This window comes from Microcystis wesenbergii FACHB-1317, from assembly GCF_014696875.1.
GTDB classification, from domain to species: domain Bacteria; phylum Cyanobacteriota; class Cyanobacteriia; order Cyanobacteriales; family Microcystaceae; genus Microcystis; species Microcystis wesenbergii_A.
The window spans coordinates 13005-28901 of the sequence record NZ_JACJQV010000178.1 but is presented as its reverse complement, the minus strand read 5'-3'; the positions used below and the strand labels follow the sequence as shown (position 1 = coordinate 28901).

17 protein-coding genes are annotated in these 15897 nt (G+C 43.5%); 6 read left to right on the top strand and 11 right to left on the bottom strand.

Annotated features, from left to right (window positions below):
* Positions 1-23 precede the first annotated feature (23 nt).
* The 4 genes from H6F92_RS17170 to remA all read right to left on the bottom strand — a co-directional run bounded on the left by H6F92_RS17170 (position 24) and on the right by remA (position 2324).
* On the bottom strand, positions 24-485 hold the full coding sequence (locus H6F92_RS17170; protein WP_002738355.1) for a hypothetical protein: 462 nt from the start codon (positions 483-485) through the stop codon (positions 24-26).
* A 214-nt stretch (positions 486-699) separates the two neighbouring features.
* Complete coding sequence (clpP, locus tag H6F92_RS17165; RefSeq protein ID WP_223210071.1) at positions 700-1338, bottom strand: ATP-dependent Clp endopeptidase proteolytic subunit ClpP; 639 nt, start codon at positions 1336-1338, stop codon at positions 700-702.
* A gap of 149 nt (positions 1339-1487) precedes the next feature.
* Positions 1488-2042: a guanylate kinase gene (gene gmk, locus H6F92_RS17160; RefSeq protein ID WP_190358844.1), complete on the bottom strand. Its 555-nt coding sequence runs from the start codon at positions 2040-2042 to the stop codon at positions 1488-1490.
* 12 nt (positions 2043-2054) lie between these two features.
* Complete coding sequence (gene remA / locus H6F92_RS17155; protein ID WP_002737924.1) at positions 2055-2324, bottom strand: extracellular matrix/biofilm regulator RemA; 270 nt, start codon at positions 2322-2324, stop codon at positions 2055-2057.
* 486 nt (positions 2325-2810) lie between these two features.
* Here remA and H6F92_RS17150 point away from each other — a divergent pair, with 486 nt between their 5' ends.
* Positions 2811-3017, top strand: a complete 207-nt coding sequence (locus H6F92_RS17150; RefSeq protein WP_002735525.1) for a hypothetical protein — start codon at positions 2811-2813, stop codon at positions 3015-3017.
* 128 nt (positions 3018-3145) lie between these two features.
* Entirely contained in the window at positions 3146-3631 is a 486-nt protein-coding gene (gene psbV, locus H6F92_RS17145; RefSeq protein WP_002754644.1) for a photosystem II cytochrome c-550, read from the top strand.
* A 52-nt stretch (positions 3632-3683) separates the two neighbouring features.
* Here psbV and H6F92_RS17140 read toward each other — a convergent pair whose 3' ends face one another.
* Positions 3684-4385 carry a DUF3226 domain-containing protein gene (locus H6F92_RS17140; RefSeq protein WP_190358843.1) on the bottom strand — a complete coding sequence of 234 codons (702 nt, stop codon included), beginning with the start codon at positions 4383-4385 and terminating at the stop codon, positions 3684-3686.
* Complete coding sequence (locus H6F92_RS17135) at positions 4378-5469, bottom strand: AAA family ATPase (RefSeq protein ID WP_190358842.1); 1092 nt, start codon at positions 5467-5469, stop codon at positions 4378-4380. Before H6F92_RS17135 ends, H6F92_RS17140 begins: the two co-directional genes overlap by 8 nt.
* Positions 5470-5649: 180 nt before the next feature.
* On the opposite strand from H6F92_RS17135, the gene H6F92_RS17130 reads away from it, so the two are divergent.
* The gene (locus H6F92_RS17130) at positions 5650-7155 is read left to right on the top strand and encodes a UbiD family decarboxylase (protein WP_190358841.1); all 1506 of its coding nucleotides are present in this window, start codon (positions 5650-5652) and stop codon (positions 7153-7155) included.
* Between the two features lie 142 nt (positions 7156-7297).
* On the opposite strand, the gene H6F92_RS17125 is transcribed toward H6F92_RS17130, so the two are convergent.
* The 5 genes from H6F92_RS17125 to H6F92_RS17105 form a co-directional block, all read right to left on the bottom strand.
* Complete coding sequence (locus H6F92_RS17125) at positions 7298-7801, bottom strand: NAD(P)H-quinone oxidoreductase subunit J (protein ID WP_190358840.1); 504 nt, start codon at positions 7799-7801, stop codon at positions 7298-7300.
* Entirely contained in the window at positions 7802-8545 is a 744-nt protein-coding gene (gene ndhK, locus H6F92_RS17120) for a photosynthetic/respiratory NAD(P)H-quinone oxidoreductase subunit K (RefSeq protein WP_190358839.1), read from the bottom strand.
* Between the two features lie 47 nt (positions 8546-8592).
* The gene (gene ndhC / locus H6F92_RS17115) at positions 8593-8955 is read right to left on the bottom strand and encodes a photosynthetic/respiratory NAD(P)H-quinone oxidoreductase subunit C (protein WP_190358838.1); all 363 of its coding nucleotides are present in this window, start codon (positions 8953-8955) and stop codon (positions 8593-8595) included.
* 207 nt (positions 8956-9162) lie between these two features.
* On the bottom strand, positions 9163-9684 hold the full coding sequence (locus tag H6F92_RS17110; protein ID WP_190358837.1) for an SH3 domain-containing protein: 522 nt from the start codon (positions 9682-9684) through the stop codon (positions 9163-9165).
* 12 nt (positions 9685-9696) lie between these two features.
* Complete coding sequence (locus H6F92_RS17105) at positions 9697-11202, bottom strand: AAA family ATPase (RefSeq protein WP_190358836.1); 1506 nt, start codon at positions 11200-11202, stop codon at positions 9697-9699.
* Positions 11203-11563: 361 nt separating this feature from the next.
* Here H6F92_RS17105 and H6F92_RS17100 point away from each other — a divergent pair, with 361 nt between their 5' ends.
* Genes H6F92_RS17100 through H6F92_RS17090 form a run of 3 tightly spaced genes read left to right on the top strand, consistent with a single transcriptional unit; the run spans position 11564 to position 15890 of the window.
* Positions 11564-12097 (top strand): cupin domain-containing protein, encoded by a 534-nt coding sequence (locus H6F92_RS17100; RefSeq protein WP_190358835.1) that lies wholly within the window; start codon positions 11564-11566, stop codon positions 12095-12097.
* On the top strand, positions 12094-13221 hold the full coding sequence (locus tag H6F92_RS17095; RefSeq protein ID WP_190358834.1) for a DegT/DnrJ/EryC1/StrS family aminotransferase: 1128 nt from the start codon (positions 12094-12096) through the stop codon (positions 13219-13221). Before H6F92_RS17100 ends, H6F92_RS17095 begins: the two co-directional genes overlap by 4 nt.
* Before the next feature lie 44 nt (positions 13222-13265).
* A complete protein-coding gene (locus H6F92_RS17090; RefSeq protein WP_190358833.1) occupies positions 13266-15890 on the top strand; it encodes a polyprenol monophosphomannose synthase in 2625 nt (874 codons plus the stop codon).
* Positions 15891-15897: the final 7 nt, after the last annotated feature.

Below are 15897 nucleotides of genomic sequence, written 5' to 3'. Positions count from 1 at the left end.
TTATCAGTATTTTTGCTCGCTGCCTAAAAGGGGCAATCGTTGTCGTCTTCGTCTTCAAACTGCACATCCCACTTAGCAGAAAGTACCTGAGTAACCATGGCTTCCAGGGTATCGGCATTGAGACGGGCTTTCATATCGGGGTCTTGCAGTGGATTACTCAGGGGAATCAGCCGTAATTGCCGATTGTCTTGGACCAGATCAAAATAGGTTTCACCGTCGGGAGAGCGGGTTAAACGCAGATAATCGAAGCTATAGGTATTCAGATAAAGACTGTAGTTAGCGACTAGGGTGCTTTGCTGATAATCGGCGAAAACTTCCACTATCCATCCCTCCCCTTCACTCTGAATCACCCCTTCGAGACTATGGATGTAGCGAACTCGTCCGATATCATCGAGGAGACGACGCATATCTTCTTTAGCGATGACCACGCCAGAGTCAATAATACAGGGGGCGGGCAGGGGCTGTGAGGGCGGATGATAGTTCATAGGGATTGCCAGTAAAAAAATTTCCGTTAATAACCCACCGGGTGTTTCTACCGATTCCTGTTGCAATTTTTTTCGGGTTACGTCTCGATCTTAACCCAATCCGCTAGAACTTTTCACTGTTACTTAAGATTAATAACGATGATCGATGATTAACTTCTGCTTACTAAATATTTACAAAAATTTGGGTAGACAGGGCCTACCCGATCATCATTATTTACTGGGGAGGGTTGGAAGCGGAAGGACTGCGATCGATCACCTGATCGATTAAACCATAGTCTAGAGCCTCTTCGGCGGACATAAAGAAATCCCTTTCCGTATCCTCGGCGATGAGGTCGAGAGGTTTACCTGTATGACTAGCTAGGTGTTGATTGAGTAATTGTTTGAGATAGAGAATTTCTTTGGCCTGAATTTCGATATCTGTGGCCTGACCTTGGGCGCCGCCGAGGGGTTGGTGAATCATGATCCGCGAGTTGGGTAGGCTCATTCTTTTGCCCGGTTTGCCGGCACTGAGGAGAAAAGCCCCCATACTGGCAGCTAAACCAATACAAATGGTGCTGACATCGGGACGGATTTGATTCATGGTGTCAAAAATCCCTAATCCGGCCGAAACGGAACCCCCAGGGGAGTTGATATACAAGTAAATATCTTTTTCGGGGTCTTCTGCTTCTAGAAAGAGTAATTGGGCGACAATTAGGTTAGCCAGGTCGCTGGTTACTTCTTGTCCCAAAAAGACGATTCTTTCCCGGAGTAGTCGGGAGTAGATATCGAAGGCGCGTTCGCCCCGGCCTGTGGTTTCAATAACGGTAGGAATCATTGCGCTTTCTTGTCTTGCTGCTGCGGTTAGTTTTTTGATTGTAACTTAGGGAATGGGGGATAAGGATTAGGGAAATTATGAATTATGAATTATGAATTGGGGGGTGGGGAAGTGGGGAAGTGGGGAATTTCAACTAAAACCTTAAAACCCTAAAACCCCTAAAACCCCAACACCCTAACACCTAACACCTAACGGCTAAAAATAATCTTCTCGATGGCATCTAGGGCGGTTTCTAGGTCATCGTTGACGACTTGAGCGGGGAACTCCCCGCTGGCGGCCAATTCTTCTCGGGCGCGCTCTAAACGACGGGCGATCGCTGTTTCGGCATCTTTGCCCCGGTCGCGCAAACGACGTTCTAATTCCTCGAAACTGGGGGGTAGGATAAAGATTCTCCTCGCTTCGGGGAAGCTTTCACAGACCTGTCTTGCCCCCTCTAGTTCGATTTCTAGAATTACGGTCTGGCCTGCCGCTAATTGAGCAGCGATCGCTGATTGGGGTGTTCCATAGTAGTTGCCCGCGTATTCGGCCGATTCGAGAAATTCTCCGGCTGCCATTTTCTCCTCGAAACTGGGACGGTCGAGAAAGTAGTAATCTTCCCCCTCAATTTCACCCGGTCGAGGTGGGCGCGTAGTGGCGGATACGGACAGGTAGAGGTTAGGGAAACGAGTTAGTAAATGCCGGACTAGCGTACCCTTGCCCACACCGCTAGGGCCAGTAATGACGATTAATTGACCGGGTTGCATGGGGTTAATAACTTAGTTGCTACTATTAACAGGGGCTTCCTTGTTGACCACGAAACGGTGAGCCACGGTTTCCGGTTGAATGGCCGACAGCACCACATGACTAGAATCGGTGATGATCACCGCACGAGTCCGTCTTCCGTAGGTAGCATCGATTAAACAGCCTTTATCCCGAGCATCACTGATGATGCGTTTGATAGGAGCCGATTCTGGGCTAACGATGGCGATAACCCGATTAGCGGAAACAATATTACCGAAGCCGATGTTGATCAGTTGTATATCCATAAGTTAACAAAGGTGCAGCCCTTTGTACAAAAGAGTGTTGAGGTATGATTACAATGTTATCGAGAAAGATTTAGCCTTACAACGCTAAAAATAACATTCTTAATCACATTTTAGTATTTTTTCAGGTTTTTTGCGATTTTAATTAAATTTGTTGACACGAGTCTCTATCTTGAGGAGTAAATAGTCCAAAAGTCGGGAAAATTAGGGAATTTTGGGGGTGTGGGGTGTGGGGTGATGGGGTGATGGGTGTAGGGTGTGGTGCGATGGGAGCTTTTTTCAGTGTTGCCAAAGGCACGGCGTAGCCGTCCAGTAAACAGTAAACAGTAATCAGTGAACTGAAAACTCACATCTGATCACTGATAACTGATAACTGATCACTGATAACTGATCACTGATCACTGATCACTGTTAAGAATGTCCCCAGCAATGGCATGATAATTATGGTAACTAATAAGTATTCTCTATCCTTGGTGGGTGCGTTAGACTATGGGTTTTGCTGATCTATCGATCGCTGATATTGCGGCAGAGTACGATCTGGCCGATGAATCTGTGTTGTCACTTTGCGACCAATTAGGCATCTCCTATAAAGATCGGCAGACTAATCTCGCCCTAGAAGATGCTAAAGCAATTATCTCACTGATTTTATCCCAACGCTCAGGAGTAACCGCCTCGAAAACGGAAACGTCCCCTTGACTTTATTCCCCACTGCGATCTTCTCGGTGTCCGTGATCACTTAGAATCGATCGACACCCTCCCAGAGGAGAAAATTTTTTAGTCACCTTAAAATTCCCTTTCTTGGAACAATTGCGAGTAGGAGAACAATGATCAAACGTTTGATTGTGGCAGCGATCGCTGTAGTCTTTTTTGTATTACAATTCAATCTTAACGGCGCTAGTGCCTTAGAACTCAATGAAAAAACCCTCACCATCACCCTCAATGACGCAGGGGAATCGGTGACTTTGACTTCTGAACAAGCGACGGAAGGACAGAAACTTTTTGTCGCCAATTGTACTAAGTGCCACCTGCAAGGTAAAACCAAAACTAATAATAACGTCAGTTTGGGTCTGGCCGATCTGGCAAAAGCGGAACCTCCCAGAGATAATCTGTTAGCATTGATTGATTATCTAGAACATCCCACCAGTTACGATGGTGAAGATGATCTAAGCGAATTTCATCCCAATGTTAGCCGTCCCGATATCTTCCCAGAATTACGCAATCTGACCGAAGATGATGTGTATAACGTCGCCGCTTATCTGTTGGTTGCTCCCCGTCTAGACGAGCGCTGGGGTGGTACAATTTACTTCTAAATTGCCCTCCATATATCCCTCGATCCCTCTAGATTTCTAGGGGGATTTTTGATTAAACAGCAAATAGTTGTAAAAATTCTTTGAGTTCATTTAATACCTCATGCTCAAAGTTCCAAATATGACGTTTGTTTTTCATAACATAATCAAATCCATTCATACTGCATTTCCTGCCAGCTTGTTTTTTGTCTTCTGTGGAACAGGTATCAAATCGTAAATAGTTACTAATCCAAAACTTATCAAAATCTTTGTCTTTAATCAATTTTTTTTGCTTGTTTAAACAATTTCTCCAGTCTTCTAAACAATCCGCATAGGTGGAATCTTGACTTTTAATCTTCTTGAGAACTGTTTCTAGTTCTCCTTGTCCGTCCACATTGGTAAAATAACAAGCAAATTCTGTGATTTGATCTTCTATTGTTGTCAATCTATAAAGCTGACTGGTTTCCCTAATATCTTCCGCTTCTGGATACACCTTTTTTAGACAATCGTTAAGCCAATTTAGTCGCTCTGTCTTAGTATCAGAATCTTGATCGATAATAATACCAACTTTAGGGATAGCTTTTTTACGAATAGTCGCCTTAATTTCATCGAAAGTGCTGGTTAATTTAGCTTGATCTAAACCCTGTAAACATTTATAGTCATCTTCCTCAAAGCAAATCGGTTTATCTAACTGAATTTTGTTAATATTTAAGTATTTTACTAGGGCTTCGATAAAAATTTTATCATTCTTGCTCTCGACGATTAATAAGTTACTCACCTCTCACCTCATTGCCATGTTTTAAGGCGTACTCTAAAGTGCTTAATTGTCTTTTAATACCAATAATTTTATCAGTTCTGGGACTCCTTGCTAGTTCAAAATAGGCCCCCTGTTCTGGATAATATTCTAACCCCACATCGGCAAAAGCTTGGATCATCTCTAAACTGTGGGTTGTGGCAAAAATTTGGCTATCTAGTTCGATAGCTAATCGGAATAAAGTTTTCCAAATATCTGGGTAAGCAGTATAGTGAATACCATTTTCTATTTCATCGATAAAAATAATTTTTTTAGGATTGATGAGTAGAGCAAAAATCATCTCTATCAGACGATTAATAGCTTCACCAAACAGAGATATGGGTAGGCGTTTTCTCTCTTTTCTTTTCAGATATAAATTTGGTTCGCCCAGAAAAAAACTTTCTATTTTCTCAATGGAAGGATCGAGAATTTGTAGAGCTTTTAGCACTTCTTCTTCCTGTTCATTAAAAACTATTTTAGTATAGGACTCGCTCAAGTCTTTCAAAGGTTTATTGACAGATGCGGCAATGATTACTGGTTCCTCATCACCCCCATTAGGTAAAGCTAGTATCTCCTTAGAACTAGCAATTAAAAAATAGTTCATTTGCTCATCATTTGAGTCCTGATCATGGTCAAAACTTGTGTGAATATTTAAGATAGAAATAACTGATTTATCTTTAGCGATAAAATCGTATAATTTTTGCCAGTCTTCAGAGATGCCTAGAACACTATCTTTAAGAGAACCAGAAATCGATATTTTTACCAATTTATCTCCTTGGTTAGATTGGGAGCCTTTTAACTCAATAATATTTTTTCTATCAAGATTGAATAATAAATTATCCCAGGCATTTTTGGGAACAGTCTGAACAACTGCTAAAGATTCCTTGCGAATAGCTTCTCTGACTTGATAAATAGTATTTGGATAGGGATAACTATACAAAAATATTGCCTCTAACAAGGCAGTTTTCCCTGAATTGTTTTTACCACCAATTAAATTAACTCGCTCAAAACCTTCAATTTTGGTATGCTCAAAACATCTAAAATTACTAATTTCAATATCCTTAATCATGTTGACCTCCGGGCTGAATAAGCATAAATTTAGGGTTAGGAATGACCCTGGCAAGATGGGGATTTTTTTACTTAATTCTAGACGAGAATCGCCTCAAACTCTCAAAACGGTGACTACCCCCGACAGAAACTGCCGCCCTAAGAGATAATAGAGACAGGGATTTATTTACATTTCTTCATCATGGCTAGAGACTTACGAGGATTTATTAAGCTTTTAGAAGATCGTGGCCAATTACGCCGCATTAGTGCATCGGTCTCTGCCGATTTAGAAATTGCCGAGATCGCTAATCGGATGCTACAGGTGGGGGGACCGGCCCTACTGTTTGAAAACGTGCAAGGGGCCGAGTTTCCCGTCGCTATTAACCTAATGGGAACGGTAGAACGCATCTGTTGGGCGATGAACCTGAATAAACCCGAAGAATTGGAAGATTTAGGCAAAAAACTCGCCCTGTTGCAACAACCGAAACCGCCGAAAAAACTCTCCCAAGCGATCGATTTTGGTAAAGTTTTATTTGATGTCCTGAAAGCCAAACCCAACCGTAACTTTTTTCCTGCCTGTCAACAGGTGATTTTAGAAGGGGATGAAGTAGATTTAAAGAAAATTCCGATGATTCGTCCCTATCCGGGGGATGCAGGCCAGATTATCACCCTAGGGCTAGTAATTACTAAAGATTGCGAAACGGGAACCCCTAACGTCGGTGTCTATCGCTTACAGCTACAGTCTCACAATACCATGACCGTCCACTGGTTATCCGTGCGCGGTGGGGCGCGTCACCTGCGAAAAGCGGCACAGATGGGCAAAAAATTAGAAATAGCCATTGCTTTAGGGGTCGATCCTCTGATTATCATGGCCGCCGCCACTCCTATCCCCGTAGATCTCTCAGAATGGCTGTTTGCGGGATTGTACGGCGGTTCTGGGGTACAGTTAGCCAAGTGTAAAACCCTCGATTTGCAAGTGCCGGCCGACTCAGAAATCGTCCTCGAAGGAACAATTACCCCCGGAGAGGTATTGCCAGATGGACCCTTTGGTGATCACATGGGTTACTATGGCGGTGTGGAAGATTCACCTCTGATTCATTTCCACTGCATGACCCATCGTCGCGACCCCATTTATTTAACCACTTTTAGCGGTCGTCCTCCCAAGGAAGAGGCGATGATGGCCATCGCTCTTAATCGTATTTATACGCCAATTTTACGGCAACAGGTGTCGGAAATCAGGGATTTTTTCCTGCCGATGGAAGCTTTAAGCTATAAAGCGGCGATTATCTCCATTGATAAGTCCTATCCAGGGCAAGCGCGGCGAGCGGCCTTAGCTTTTTGGAGTGCCTTACCCCAGTTCACCTATACTAAATTTGTCATCGTCGTCGATAAGGAGATTAATATTCGCGACCCCCGGCAAGTGGTTTGGGCAATTAGTTCTAAAGTGGATCCGGTTCGCGATGTGTTTATTCTCCCGGAAACCCCCTTTGATAGCCTCGATTTTGCCAGCGAAAAGGTCGGTTTGGGGGGGAGAATGGGAATTGATGCCACCACTAAAATGTATCCCGAAACTGACCACGAATGGGGGGAACCTTTGGAGTCGGATCCGGCCATGGCGGTCAAGGTTTCCCAACGCTGGTCAGAATACGGTTTAATCGATATTAATTTACAAGAAGTGGATGCCAATAAGTTTGGCTACGAAATGTAGATTTAAGTAGGTGGGTGGAATTAAATATAAGATGAACGTAGGTTGGGTTGAAGCATGAAACCCAACGCCTGCATGGGTTACGCTACCGCTAACTCATCCTACAAATAATTTTGCCTCCCTACTTAGTGATTAGTTTCTCGACTTAGTAAGCGTCCTGTAGTTCGTAGAATTCGGGAGAAACGTAATCTTTGCGTAGAGGCCAACCGACCCAATCTTCCGGCATTAAAATCCGTTTCAGGTGGGGATGTCCTTCATAAATAATGCCGAACATATCATAACTTTCTCGTTCTTGCCAGTCAGCGGCTTTCCAAATCCAGTAAACCGAAGCAACCCGGGGATTATCTCGAGGAAGAAAGACTTTTAAGCGCACTTCCACGGGACTATCGACATTATCGGTTACTTTGACCAGATGATAGAAACTAACCAATTCTTTCCCCGGTCCCAAATCGTAAGCGCCCTGACATTGGAGATAATTAAAACCATAAGCGTATAAAGCAGTGGCCAGAGGAATTAAAAAGTCTGCTTCGACTTGAATCAATTCCACACCACTATGGTCAGCTTCTAAAGCTTGATGCTCAAAACCATTTTCGCTTAACCAAATCGAAGTGGGGCCAGCTTGCACAATAGCTGTCGTTTCTTCAGTCATTTAGATTTCTTCCTTTTGTTTCGTGGTCAAAAGAGCGGGGGGAACAGGCATACCAGTGGCTTCTAGTAACTCTTTCGGAGGTGCTTGACGGGTGGCCGATTGTAGATATTTACCTGTAAGAATCGGTTCCGTGGGCTGCATTTTGTGGGTGGTGCTGTAATAACGATTGGTTTGCTGGAGGACAGTCCCGCGTTCTTGAATAGATTCGTTAGCGACTTTTTTCCGCAGTTTAATAATCGCGTCGATAATCGCTTCCGGACGGGGGGGACAACCGGGTATATAGACATCCACGGGGATAAGCTTATCTACCCCTCTAACTGCGGTGGTGGAGTCACTGCTGAACATTCCCCCCGTAATCGTACAGGCCCCCATGGCGATCACATATTTAGGTTCCGGCATTTCTTCGTACAGACGCACCAAAGCGGGGGCCATTTTCATGGTAACTGTACCGGCAGTGATGATTAAATCAGCTTGCCGGGGACTAGAACGGGGAACTAAACCAAAGCGATCGAAATCAAAACGGGAACCAATCAAGGCTGCGAACTCGATAAAACAGCAGGCTGTACCGTATAGCATCGGCCAAAGACTTGACAAACGCGCCCAGTTATACAGGTCATCAACGGTAGTGAGGATGACATTTTCCGATAAATCCTGGGTAACTTTGGTGCGTTCGATGGGATTAAGGATTTTTTCGCTTTGTTGTTCGATAATTTGCTTAAATTCGCTGGTAGGGTGGGGACTCATCCGGTTATCCTCTCATGAAAAGTCAAAAATAAGGAAAATTATGGCCGTTATGACCATTCTAAGGCTCCTTTCCGCCAAGCATAGACGAGAGCAACCACAAGAATAGCAATAAAGATCAATGCTTCTACAAAAGCTAATAGGCCCAATTGATTGAAAGCTACCGCCCAAGGGTAGAGAAAGACGGTTTCCACGTCAAAAACCACGAAAACAAGGGCAAACATATAATAACGAATGTTAAACTGAATCCAAGCACCGCCGATCGGTTCCATCCCCGATTCATAGGTGGTGCGTCTTTCCGGACCGCCACCACTAGGCCGCAGGACTTGGGAGGCAGTTAGGGATAGGATTGGTACTAAACTGCAAGCGAGCAGAAATCCTAGAAAATACTCGTAACCTTTGAGGACAAACACTGGGTTTTTTTCTCCTTATTCGCTATCGACAGGGGAAGTTGTCGGCATCTCTATGGCTACTTATTATAGAGGCTTTAGCAACCCGTCTCCTTCTCAAAAGCAGCTTGAAGATGTTTATGCTTCGCTTCTGTCTGTGCTTTGCTCTTGCTCTGACGGGGTGACAAAGAAGCCTAAAATCCTGATGAGAAGCGAAGTGTAGCTAAATATTTACTGGACTCTGGAAATATTACCCGCTTTAATCCAACCTTCGCGACCATCGGACAGACGCACGCGCTGCCACTGGCCATCGCTGCTGGTTCCCACCACGCTGACTTTAGTATTATAATCCAGACCGCCGAGACGAGTCGATTGACTGGTAGGTTCAGCCCTTAGACTTAAACCGCTTTGCCATGTCACCCGCGCTTGATAACCCTCGGAGGTGGTTTCTTTTTTTCTTGCTTCGGGACTGGGTTTCGGGGCAGCTTTTGCTGCTGGTGCAGCTGTGGGAGACTCTTTCACCTCAGCTTGGGGTTGTTCTTGGACCGGAGTAGTAGGGACGGGAGAAGGTTTGACGGCGGCTTTTTCCTCCTTAGTTTCCTCTTTTTTCTCCTCGGTAAAGATGGGTTTAGGAGGATTAGAATTCATACCGGAGAGAAGCATATAGGCGACAGCAGTGGCCCCACCGACCAAAATCGCCACTCCCATGACAAAACCGACCATAAATTGCAATAAACCAGATAAACGCTTCATATTGGTGCTAAATTAACTGTTAGGATTAACATTAAAACGATCATCGCGAGAGGCTAAACGAGCTTTACCAGACTTAGCCCAATCCTGTAGAAATTGGATCTGTTCTTGAGCAGTGCGAGCCAGGGGTATAATCTGACTAGCGGCCTCAAGCACATCATCGGTGCTAAAGTCGCGATTTTGACTAAACCCGATGTGCATCGCTTCCACGATGGTTTGTTCGATTTCTGCCCCCGAAAAATCAGGAGTTTCGTAGGCTAGTCGCTTTATATCATAACTTTTTAGATTATGGGGCCGAACTTTCCCTAAATGAACGCTAAAAATCTCCTCGCGGGACTTTTGGCTAGGTAGTCCGACAAAAAATATCTCATCGAAGCGTCCTTTTCGCAACATTTCCGGGGGCAGAGATTGGATGTTATTAGCTGTAGCGACGACAAAAACGGGCGATTGTTTCTCGGCTAACCAAGTGATAAAAGTCCCGAAAACCCGCCCGGTGGTTCCTCCGTCGCCTTTCCCATCCACTCCGGCGAAAGCTTTATCGATTTCGTCTATCCACAGCACACAGGGAGCTAAAGCTTCGGCGAGATTAATCATCTGACGGGTACGCGATTCCGATTCTCCCACCAATCCGCCAAATAAACGCCCCACGTCTAGACGCAGCAGCGGTAAGTGCCAATGATGGGAAATAGCTTTCGCTGTCAGGGATTTACCCGTCCCTTGAATTCCCACCAAGAGTAAACCCCGGGGATTGGGTAAACCGTAGGCGCGGGCGCGTTCACTAAAGGCACCACCGCGACGAATCAGCCAATCTTTGAGATTATCTAGACCGCCGATGTCAGAAATCTGCTCTGTGGCGGGATAAAAGTCCAATATCTGGGTTTGACGAATCGATTGGCGTTTTTCTGCCAAAATTAATTCCACGTCCTCTGGCTCAATTTTGCCGTGACTGGCTAAACATTTGGCTAAAACCCGACGAATTCTCTCTAGAGATAATCCTTGGGCAGAAAGCACTAATTCATCCAGGAGGGGTTCTTTGACGGGTTGTCCGGTGGCGGCGATTAATCGCTGGATTTCCTGTTTAATTTCTTCGCCACTGGGGAGGGGAAAATCGACGACGGTGATTACTTCGGTTAGATCCGAGGGGATAGACAGTTCGGGAGCGACGATAATTAGGTTTTTGGGCTGAGATTTCAGAGAACGGGCTAGATTTCGCAATTTTCTGGCGATGGCAATATCTTCTAAAAAGCGCTGGAAATCGCGTAAAATTATGATCGCGGCGATGTTAGTCGGCAGCTTTTCGACGAATTCAAGAGCTTGGAGGGGATTACGCCGAGCCAAGTTCTCATTATTGGGATTATCTTGATAACCATCCACGAAATCCCAAACATAGACAGCACGGTTATGGCTCTGTTTGGCAATATCGGCGATCGCTTTTTCGAGACGTTCCTCTTCTAGGGTGGTAATATAGATGAGAGGATAGCGCGCCCGCAGCAGTAATTCAAATTCTTCACCAAAGCTCATAGCTATTCGTCTATAGTTTTTGCTATTTATATCGTCATCACAAAATATAGCAGTTAGCCGTCAGTCAAATAACCATGGTAGGTAAGCTGTACTACATTTTAAGATAAGCCAAGCTCGTCTATAAAAAGATTTTAAAAAAACAAATTTACGTTTGTATTTTCTCAAATGTATGGTATAATAGTCTCGCATTAGTCGCAATTAACCTTCTGTTAACTAAATTAACATCGTGTTAATTAGATTAAGCTTTAGCTAATTAAGTTAGCCTACCGGGAGTGACAAAAGTTAGTCACTGGTTCACAGCTTCTATACCGTCAATTAATTTCAGCCTTTCTCACAACCATTCCCTAGGGGGGTTAAATTCATGTTTAAACTAGCTTCAGACTTTTTATCTTTAGATTTTCTCCGCCAACAAAATCAGAAAAATAAGCCAGAAAGTCAATTTAACTCTTTGCCAATTTCTCAAATCACGAAAGAGGGTAAAGTTTTAGCGATAATTCTCCGACGAGAGTTTAACCAAGAGGGGATTCATTTCCTAACTCCCGATGATTTTTCCCAACAGTTGGCCTATATGAGACACCCGACGGGAAAAAGTATTATGCCCCACGTTCATAACAAAGTACAACGGGAAGTATTTTTTACCCAGGAAGTCTTAATTATCAAAAGAGGAAAACTGCGGGTAGATTTCTATGATGACGACCAACAATATCTAGAAAGTCATATCTTGAGAGATGGAGATGTGGTTTTATTGATACAAGGTGGCCATGGTTTCCAAGTCTTAGAAGAAGTAGAAATGATTGAAGTCAAACAAGGTCCTTACGTTGGTAATCAGGATAAAACTCGCTTTACAGGAATTGAGGAAACCGTGGTTAAAATGGCGGGAGCAGAGATGGCATGAGTAGCTTTATTCCCGTCAACGAGCCACTACTTGCGGGCAAGGAAAAACAGTATCTGAACGAATGTATTGATAGCGGTTGGATTTCTTCCGAAGGTCCCTTTGTTCAGAGATTTGAAGAAAATTTTGCCCTCACTGTTGGGCGAAAGTATGCCGTTTCCGTGTGCAATGGTTCTATGGCCTTAGAAGCGGCCATCGTCGCGTTAGGAATTGGTTCGGGGGATGAAGTGATTCTCCCCACTTTTACCATCATTTCCTGCGGGGCCGCCATTGTCAAAGCCGGGGCGATTCCCGTGGTCGTGGACTGCGAAGCGCAGACTTGGAACATGGATATCGGGCAGATAGAGGCAAAAATCACGCCCCGCACTAAAGCGATAATGGTGGTTCATATCTACGGATTACCAGTGGCAATGACTCCAGTTTTAGAATTAGCTCAAAAATACGGTTTAAAAATTATTGAAGATGCGGCGGAAATGCACGGTCAAACCTATCAAGGTAAACCCTGTGGTAGTTTCGGTGATATCAGTATCTTTAGTTTCTATTCCAACAAACATATTACCACTGGGGAAGGGGGCATGATTGTCACCAACCAAGAGGATATTTTTGAGCGTTGTCGTTCCCTGAGAAATTTATATTTTCAGCCCCAACGACGTTTTATTCACGAAGAACTGGGCTGGAATCTGAGGATGACTAATCTGCAAGCGGCAGTGGGTTTAGCACAATTAGAACAGCTAGAAACTTTTGTCCAGCGCAAGAGAAAAATGGGCAGACGCTACAGGGAATTATTGCAAAATATCCCCTGTCTAGAATTGCCCCTACCTCAAACTGATTATGCCGAAAATATTTATTGGGTTTATGGTGTTGTTCTCAAAGATGAGGTTAACTTTGATGCTATGGAAGCGATGAAACGCCTCAAAGAACATCAGATTGGTACGCGTCCTTTTTTCTGGTGTATGCACGAACAACCGGTATTTCACAAAATGGGATTATTGCAAAATGTTTCCTGTCCCGTGGCTGAAAGACTGGCACGCAGAGGTTTTTATCTGCCTAGCGGTTTAGCTCTCACGGACGAGCAAATTGAGCGAGTGGCCCAAGCAGTTCAGCAAGTTTTTGCTGAGGCTGAGTAGGGATGAAAAATTGATGAAAATTTTTTGAATAAAAACCGACTTTTATGATAATTGGCACGGAGTTTTTATCTTGGGTAGTAATTGCCGCCGGTTGCTTTTATTCCCTATATCTATGTATTTCAGTTCCCAAGGATGTTTTTTTTAATGGCGATGGAGCGCTGAAAGCTTTACTAGCTCGTCAGCTAAGTAATGGTCCATGGCGATTTGACTTAGTTGAGCGCGCAGAAGCTTGGGTTACTCGTCTTTGGCAAGAGGGTTTATACAGTTATCGCCCCCCTTTTGTTTACTACTTAAATCAACGTTATTATATCTCCTTTCCTTTTCCATTCTCTTGGCTAACTTCCCTTTTTTATAAACTTTGGGGTTATCGGGGGTTTTACTTGATTCCCCTCCTATCAATTTGGGTATTGTGGCTCAGTTTTTCAAGAGCAATTCCCGCTTTTTCCCTAGACAGTTGGGGGGGGCTTTTGGGATTAGTTATTTTGATTTTTGCTTCTCCCTTAACTCTATACAGTGCCATATATTGTGAACATACCCTCGCTGTTACTTTAGGATTTTTGGGAATTGTTATCGCTTTTTTTCTACCCGATACAGCTAATAGTGGCTGGCTGCCCAATTTATTAGGCGGATTTCTAGTGGGTTTATCGGTATGGTTCCGCTCCGAATGTCTGGCCCTAGTGGCAACTTTAACTTTATTAGTTTTCTTGGGGTTAACTCCAGAACAAACCTCAATTTTTGCTTGGTATTCAACCGAGCAAAATCTTAATTTTTCTGAATTTCTGCTAACCAATCGAATAGCTTTTGTTTTTGTGCTAGGTATGATTGTTAGTGTGTTTGTACTGTGGTTTTGCAATAAGTTAATTTATAATCGTTTTCTAGGAGTTCACGCTCTGTTAGTCCTTGAGGAGTTTTCTTGGAAAAAACGTATTCAAGAAGCCCTGACCAGTTTTTATCAGTTAAATAGCTCTTTTTTGCTGCATTTTCCTATCTGTATAATTCCCTTAGCTTACTTGCTCACTTGGAGCGGTCAACAATTGAATGTTGCCAAGGATATTCCCGTAACTTTAATTAGTATAATGGCGATTATCATCTTGGCTGTTCTCGTCAATCTTCGCCAGCAAGGAATGGTCAAAACCAAGGCGTTAGTCAAGGACAATATCATTTACTTTCTGATACTTTTAGCTAGTTGTTATCTATTTGACATCGCCAATATATCTCTAGATAAACAAATGCTTTTTGTCTATGCTCTCTATTTTATCTACACAGTAGGGGTATCTTGTTTAGTCGATATTGCCCCGGGAGAAGTCATGGTGGGAGGTAAACAATGGGGACCGAGATATTTATTGCCTCTTATCCCCTTTGTTACCTTATTAACGGTGGAACAAGTAAAAATTGTCGGGGCGAACCAAGAAGTTTTACTAGCCAAGGGAAGTTGGGTTTTACTTTTAATCTTAATGGCAATAGGTGTCTATAAAAACATTTATCAAGGTGGAGAATTTTTCTATAAAACCCATCAGGGGATAGCGCCAGCCATCAAAAGCATAGAAGAGGATACTAATTCTATTGTTGCCTTTTCTCATCAATATGCGGCACAAGTTTTGGGTTTTGGTTTGGAGAAACAAAAAACTTTCTTCCGTGTGGAAAATAGTCAAGCCATGGTTAAACTATGCCAAGAATTACTCAGTCAAGGATTGTTTAGTTTTCCCTACGTTTGCTATCCCTATCGCCCTTGTCAACTCTTAGAATCCCCACCGGAAGAACTGGAATTTAGCCAAGATGGACAAAAGTTTCAAATTGGCATAAATCGCTCTGGAATCATTGGTAAGTATCCTTTCTATGAAATAGTTATATCTGCTTCTGAGACAGGTTTACTAGCCAAAAAATCCGAGGATAAGCCCACAATTACCCCAGCAGCTAATGATTTAGTCTGTACGATTTTACCCACTTATAACGAGCGAGATAATATTAGTCAATTAATTGAACGTTTACTAGCTAGTGTTCCTAGTCCTTATTTAGTGCTAGTGGTGGATGATAATTCTCCCGATGAAACTTGGCAGATAGTAGAAGATTTAGCCCAACAATACCCCACTCCTCCCCAAGATTCGCAATTCCAATCGGGGGTAATTTTGTGTCGCAGAATCAACGAGAAAGGGTTAACTTCGGCTCTACAAAGAGGTATTGACGACGCAATTAACCTGTATGGGGCTAAAATTATTACTTGGATGGATTGTGATTTATCTATGCCTCCAGAAGATGTGCCGCAATTAATCACACCGATTCGAGCTAAAAAAGCTGATATGGCCGTAGGTTCTCGTTGGATTCCGGGGGGTGATGATGTTGCCCACGGAGTGATGGCCCGGATGTTAAGCTGGATTATTAATCGCATGGCCATCGTGATGCTAGGCAATCAAGTTCACGACTATACCAGTGGTTTTATTGCCGTTCGTTCTCAGGTTTTAGAAAAAATTCGCTTCAAGGGAGATTATGGAGAATACTGCATTGATTTATTAACCCGTGCCAATCGTTTAGGTTATAAGTTAGTGGAAGTTCCTTATCTTTGCGTTCCCCGCATTTATGGTGAGAGTAAAACCGGAATTAATCTCTGGGATTATTTGTCAAAAGGACGGAAATATGTGGCGACTATTTGGCAATTGTGGCAAGAAAGATAAGACAATT

Bases quoted from the DNA above. Each gene is read 5' to 3' on its own strand.
- H6F92_RS17135 (WP_190358842.1), bottom strand. From the start codon at position 5,469: ATGATTAAGGATATTGAAATTAGTAATTTTAGATGTTTTGAGCATACC.
- H6F92_RS17090 (WP_190358833.1), top strand. From the start codon at position 13,266: ATGATAATTGGCACGGAGTTTTTATCTTGGGTAGTAATTGCCGCCGGT.
- H6F92_RS17170 (WP_002738355.1), bottom strand. From the start codon at position 485: ATGAACTATCATCCGCCCTCACAGCCCCTGCCCGCCCCCTGTATTATT.
- ndhK (WP_190358839.1), bottom strand. From the start codon at position 8,545: ATGAGTCCCCACCCTACCAGCGAATTTAAGCAAATTATCGAACAACAA.
- H6F92_RS17150 (WP_002735525.1), top strand. From the start codon at position 2,811: ATGGGTTTTGCTGATCTATCGATCGCTGATATTGCGGCAGAGTACGAT.
- H6F92_RS17125 (WP_190358840.1), bottom strand. From the start codon at position 7,801: ATGACTGAAGAAACGACAGCTATTGTGCAAGCTGGCCCCACTTCGATT.
- H6F92_RS17130 (WP_190358841.1), top strand. From the start codon at position 5,650: ATGGCTAGAGACTTACGAGGATTTATTAAGCTTTTAGAAGATCGTGGC.
- H6F92_RS17095 (WP_190358834.1), top strand. From the start codon at position 12,094: ATGAGTAGCTTTATTCCCGTCAACGAGCCACTACTTGCGGGCAAGGAA.
- remA (WP_002737924.1), bottom strand. From the start codon at position 2,324: ATGGATATACAACTGATCAACATCGGCTTCGGTAATATTGTTTCCGCT.
- psbV (WP_002754644.1), top strand. From the start codon at position 3,146: ATGATCAAACGTTTGATTGTGGCAGCGATCGCTGTAGTCTTTTTTGTA.
- gmk (WP_190358844.1), bottom strand. From the start codon at position 2,042: ATGCAACCCGGTCAATTAATCGTCATTACTGGCCCTAGCGGTGTGGGC.
- H6F92_RS17100 (WP_190358835.1), top strand. From the start codon at position 11,564: ATGTTTAAACTAGCTTCAGACTTTTTATCTTTAGATTTTCTCCGCCAA.
- H6F92_RS17105 (WP_190358836.1), bottom strand. From the start codon at position 11,202: ATGAGCTTTGGTGAAGAATTTGAATTACTGCTGCGGGCGCGCTATCCT.
- H6F92_RS17110 (WP_190358837.1), bottom strand. From the start codon at position 9,684: ATGAAGCGTTTATCTGGTTTATTGCAATTTATGGTCGGTTTTGTCATG.